The organism is Rhizobacter sp. P1_G5, assembly GCF_056405435.1.
Genome location: NZ_JBFUCB010000426.1, coordinates 1 through 5406 on the forward strand (window position 1 = coordinate 1; position 5406 = coordinate 5406).

Annotated in this window: 3 protein-coding genes and 1 pseudogene; 1 reads left to right on the plus strand and 3 read right to left on the minus strand. The window is 69.7% G+C overall.

Annotated elements, in window-relative coordinates; all coding sequences use genetic code 11:
- Positions 1–4026 (minus strand): annotated as a pseudogene (locus AC1D12_RS23585) (hypothetical protein); the annotation flags it as partial.
- A gap of 34 nt (positions 4027–4060) precedes the next feature.
- Positions 4061–4183 carry a hypothetical protein gene (locus tag AC1D12_RS23590; RefSeq protein ID WP_465111150.1) on the minus strand — a complete coding sequence of 41 codons (123 nt, stop codon included), beginning with the start codon at positions 4181–4183 and terminating at the stop codon, positions 4061–4063.
- A 353-nt stretch (positions 4184–4536) separates the two neighbouring features.
- Between AC1D12_RS23590 and AC1D12_RS23595 the strand changes: the two genes are divergently transcribed.
- The gene (locus AC1D12_RS23595; RefSeq protein WP_477843221.1) at positions 4537–4938 is read left to right on the plus strand and encodes a response regulator transcription factor; all 402 of its coding nucleotides are present in this window, start codon (positions 4537–4539) and stop codon (positions 4936–4938) included.
- Between the two features lie 62 nt (positions 4939–5000).
- On the opposite strand, the gene AC1D12_RS23600 is transcribed toward AC1D12_RS23595, so the two are convergent.
- A partial coding sequence (locus AC1D12_RS23600; protein WP_477843223.1) for a LuxR C-terminal-related transcriptional regulator occupies positions 5001–5406 on the minus strand: 406 nt, incomplete at its 5' end.

Consider the following 5406-nt stretch of genomic DNA (forward strand, 5'->3'; position numbering starts at 1 on the left):
GTCGGCGAGCCAGACGGCGGTCGCATTGCGCGCCTCGGCGCAGGCCTTCAGCGCCGCGGCCARCAGCATGGCCGCGGCCGGTGCCTGGCCGTGCAGCCGCTGCGCCTGCAGCAGCGCGGCCTCGACGTTGGCCAGGTGCGCCGGCACCTCGCCGACCCGCGGCACCACCGCAAGCAACTCGGCCAGCGGGCCCTTGAACACCTCGGGCGCCTGCTGCTGCAGCGTGCTGAAGGCCGCCTCGACCGCCCATGGGCAGTGGCGTTGCAGGTCGTCGATGTGCGCACCGAGTGCTTGGCACAGCCGCCCGGCTTCGTCGACGACCGGCTTCAGGCCGCCGGTGCCGGTGCCGGCCAAGGCGTCGGTCACACCGGCGCTGCCGAACGCGTAGGCATCGAGCAGTTCCTTCAGCTGCAGTGCGAGCTGCGACGCGCCGGCCAGGGCGCGGCCGGCGTCGGCGGGCGTCGCAGGCTCGGCCTGCAGCAGCTTGGCGCCGAGGTCGGCGACCGCGCGGTCGATCTCGACCGGGCTCACGTTGCCTCTCGGCGCGCTGCCCTTGGCGCCGCGCGGGCTGCCGGCGCGCAGCGTGCGCCACGCCGCCTGCAGTTCGAGGAAGCTGTCGCGCGGGCCGGCCAGGCGCTCCGGCCCGACCACCGGCCGCTCGCGCTCTTCCTGCAGCGCGCGGGCCACGACGACCAGGTGCGCCGCGAGGTTGCCGCTGTCGACCGACGACACGTAGCGCGGCTCCAGCGGCCGCAGGTACTGGGTCTCGTACCAGTTCAACAGGTGGCCGTTGTACGTTTCCAGCTTCGCCATGCTGCCGAGCGTGGCCTTCATGCGGCCGAGGAAATCGCCGCCAGCCAGCCAGCCCAGGTCGCGCGCGCGCGTCAGCGCCAGCAGGTACAGGCCGATGTTGGTCGGCGAGGTGCGGTGCGCGACCACCTCTTCCGGCTCGAACTGCACGTTGTCGGGCGGGAGGTGGTTGTCGGCCGGGCCGACGTAGTCCTCGAAGAAGCGCCAGGTGCGGCGCGCGATGCGGCGGAACTCGCGCAGGTCGTGGTCGCCGGCGAGCCGGCCCGCCAGCAGCACCGGCGAGCTGATCGCGACCGCGATCACCGGCGCCAGCCACCAGACCGCCAGCAGCGGCGCCGCGGCGACGATCGCATCGCGGTTGAACAGCAGGATCAGCCCGCTCGACGCGACCAGCGGCAGCGTCGCGCTGCTGATGGCCCAGCTGAACTGCCGAAGCTGCCCGCCGGCGGCCGCCTTGGCCTGCGCGGCGGTGCGCCATTCGAGCATCTTGCGTTGCGAGACGAAGGTGCGCCACACGGCCCGCACGATCGCATCCGCCATCACGCAGGCGCTCTGCGCGAGCAGCACCAGCTCGATCAGCGCATGGCCGGCCACATGGCCGAGCTCGCGCGTCAGCTGGATCGGCCGGTTGCTGCGCACGCCCTTCGGCACCGGCGCGAACAAGGCCGAGAACCAGCCCAGCAGCCCGCTCAGGCTGATCGACGCCAGCACCAGCACGAGCCACGCGAGCGGCTGTGCGGCCGGATCGATGAAGGCCGCGACGACCAGCGCGAACGACGCGATCGGCAGCAGCGAGCGCCGCAGGTTGTCGAGCATCTTCCAGCGGTTCAGCGGCGACAGCGGCTCGGCGCGCACGCCCAGCAGCCACGGCAACAGCTGCCAGTCGCCACGCACCCAGCGGTGCGAGCGCGCCGCGGCGACCTCGGAATGCGACGGCGAATCCTCGAAGAACGCGACGTCGCTGACCAGCGCGCAGCGCGCGAACGCGCTCTCGAACAGGTCGTGGCTGAGCAGCGCGTTCTCCGGCACCCGGCCCGACAGCGAGGTGTGGAAGGCCTGCAGGTCGTACAGCCCCTTGCCGGTGTAGGTGGCCTCGCCGAAGGTGTCCTGGTAGGTGTCGGAGATGGCGGCCGCGTACGGATCGACGCCGGCGCCGTTCGAGAAGATCCAGCGGAACACCGAGTGGTCCTCGGCCTGCGGCAGCAGGAACGAGATGCGCGGCTGGAACAGCGCATAGCCGCGCGCGACGCGGCCGGTCTGCGGGTCGATCTGCGGCCGGTTCAGCGGATGCGCGGCCGTGCCCACCAGGCGCGCCACCGAGCCGACCGGCATGCGCGTGTCGGCATCCAGCGTGATGACGTAGCGCACGCCGCGCGGCACGCGCTCGGCCGTACCGTCCTCGAACACGTACGAGGTGCCCGGCTCGCCGAGCAGCAGGCGGTTGAACTCGTCGAGCTTGCCGCGCTTGCGCTCCCAGCCCATCCAGGCGCCTTCGGCGGCGTTCCAGCAGCGGTTGCGGTGGAACAGGTAGAAGCGGTCTTCGCCGCCGTCCGGCATGGCGGGCAGCGGGTAGCGCAGGTTCAGGCGCATCACCGCCTCGCGGGCCGCCGCCAGCAGCGCCGCATCGGTCTCGAGCGACTGATCGGGTGCATCGCGCCAGTCGGTCAGCAGCCCGAAGCGCAACTGGTCGTCGCGGTTCGACAGGTAGTGGCGTTCCAGCTCACCGACCTGGTGGCCGACCTGGTCGAGCTGGGTCAGCATCGTCGGCACCACCACCATCGTCTTGCACTGCCGCGGCAGGCCCTGCGCGAACTCCAGGCGCGGCAACTGGGCCGGCTTGAACACCCGGCCGAGGATGCGGTTGATCAGCAGCACCGCGATCTCGGAGGCCGGCCAGACCGCGAGCAGGAAGATGGCGAAGGCCGGCAGCGACACATGCTCTTCGGCATAACCGGCGCGGAAGGCCAGCACGGTGAACGCGAAGGTCAAGGCCAGCACGAGGCCGGCGTACAGCACCAGGCGGGTGTGCGGGATCGTGCGTTCGATGCGCCGCAGCGGGTTCGGCGTCAGGCCGATGCTGCGTTCCAGCTCGGGCCGGCGGTCGGACAGCAGCCAGCGGCCGATGTCGGTGTCCTCGCCCTCCTGGCCGGCCTCGTCGCCTTCGGCGCGGCGGCGGCCGAAGCGGTCGACCACCAGCTCGGCGAGATCGGGTTCGGGCAGGCCGCTGCGCAGGCTCAGCCGCTCCAGCTGCTGCCGGTACAAGGCCTTCGAAGGCGGGTCCATGCGCGCATAGACGCTGTTGCGCTGCAGCGCGCGATCGACCAGCGAGGTCTTCGCGAAGATGTCGACCCAGTCGCTCAGCTCGATCGCCTTGACGCTGCGGAAGATGTTGCGCACCCGCACGTCGAGCATCGTGCGCACGACGAGATCGTCCTCGATCGCGCCGGCCTGGTGGACGATGCCGACGCCTTCGGCGTGCGCGCCGCCGGCGATGCTCGCCGGGTCGTCGTAGCGGCGCCRCTGCGCCAGCTGGCCGAGGTAGGCCTGGCGGAAGACGTTCGACGCGTTCTTCAGGTCGGGCACCGCCGACGCGGCTTTCTGCGTCGGCCCGCGCGCCGTGCCATGCGACGGCGCGAGCGCCGCATCCGCCACGAGGTCGGCCGCATGGGCGCCGCCGTGGATCTCGAGGATCTGCTCGGCGCAGGCGCGCAGCTGGCGGATCAGCAGGAAGTTCAGGACCGGCGCGAGCAGGGCCAGCTCGCGCAGCATCAGCGGGTGCACCTTCTGGTACTCGACCAGCACGTGCACCAGTTCGTCGGCCTCGAAGTCGAAGTCGCAGGCCTCGAGGTAGAAATGCGAGAACAGCTCGATGCGCGCGCGCGACGGGTGGCCGCCGGTCTGGTAGGCCGGCAGGCCGCGCACCGCCTTGTCGGGCAGCTGCTGCGTGAGCGCCGTCTGGATGCGCTCGATGACGTAGAAGTTGTCGACCAGCCACTGCGCCGCCTGCGACAGCGAGCGCTGCTCGTCGGTGAAGGTCTCGATCTGCCGGACGCAGGCGCGCAACTCCTCGATCGCGCGCGTCAGCTCGCCCTTGAAGCGCGCACGCCGCACCGAGCGCGACGGCGCATCCCAGCGCGAGAACGCCCCGGCGAACTCCTCGATCGCCGCAGGCAGCGCGAAATCGAACCCTTCATAGACGGTGATCGAGGGGTTCATCGGCCCACCCCTGAAGGCGCCGCGACACGCACCGTCAATGTCGTTGCGTCCACGAGAGGCTCGCGACCTGCGTCGACAACCCGTCGCTGAACGACACCATGACCATGCTGATCACCAGGAACGGCACACCCACAGCCCACATCAACAGTCTTTTCATTCGCCACTCCCGTCGGCAATTCGTGAATCCGGAAACCCTTGAATCCGGACAACCCGCGAACGAGTCTAGGGAGCACCTCTTGCTGACACAGCCGGACGACACGGCCTTCGCCTGTCGGCGCTGTCCTACGACGTTCGGCCGGCGACCACCTGTAGGCAGGCTCCTACAGCCGCTCCCGCGCTCTTCCGGCAGGGGCAGCGTTGCCCGATTCATACAATCGAGCGCATGTCTGCCGGCGTCCTCGAGGCTCTTCCCGTCACGTTTCTCGCGGAAATGGCAAGATCCGTCACCTTTGCAGACAGGTCCACGCTGTGCATGCCTCGCCTGCCGAAGAAGAATCCAGAAGTCGGGACATGCTGAAAACCTACATCGTCGAAGACAGCCCGGTGATCCGCGAGAACCTGATCGCGGCGCTGGAGGAACTGGTGGCCGTGGAAGTGGTCGGGACGRCCGACAACGAAGCCGCCGCGTTGTACTGGCTCAAGCAGCCGCGCAACGGCTGCGACCTGGTGATCGTCGACATCTTCCTGAAGAGCGGCTCCGGCCTGGGCGTGCTGTCGGCCAGCACCGACCTGCCCGACGCGACCAAGCTCGTCGTGCTCAGCAACTACGCGACGCCCGACATGCGGCGCAAGTGCCTCGAGCTCGGGGCCGACAAGGTGTTCGACAAGTCGAACGAGATCGACGCGCTGATCGGCTACTGCCAGCGGCTCGCCTCGGGCGAGGCGGCGAATTCGAGTTCGGGGAGTTTGTAGCGCTGGATGGGATGCCGCTTGCGCGGCCCTCCCGGGCGGCGCAAGCCCAGCGAGGCGGCCTGTTACTGGATCAGGCCGTTCTTCAGCGCGTAGTAGGTCAGGTCGCTGTTCGATTCGAGCTTCATCTTCTCCATCACGCGGGTGCGGTAGGTGCTGACGGTCTTCACGCTCAGCGACAGGCTGTCGGCCATGTGGCCGATGGTCTCGCCCTTCGACAGCCGCAGGAAGACCTGGAACTCGCGCTCGGAAAGCTGCTCATGCAACGGACGGTTCGCGTTGCCGCCGAGGTTGCTGGCCAGCAACTCGGCCACGGCCGGGGTGATGTACTTGCGGCCCCGCGCGACCGTGCGGATCGCGGTGACGATCTCCTCGGGGTCGCACTCCTTGTTCAGGTAGCCGCTCGCGCCCTGGCGCAGCAAGGTGGTGGCGTAATGCTCTTCGGGAAAACCGCTGAGGATGAGGATGGGC

What these genes read in the sequence shown, in the direction of transcription:
- AC1D12_RS23590 (WP_465111150.1), bottom strand. Translation starts at nt 4,183, where the DNA reads ATGAAAAGACTGTTGATGTGGGCTGTGGGTGTGCCGTTCCTGGTGATC.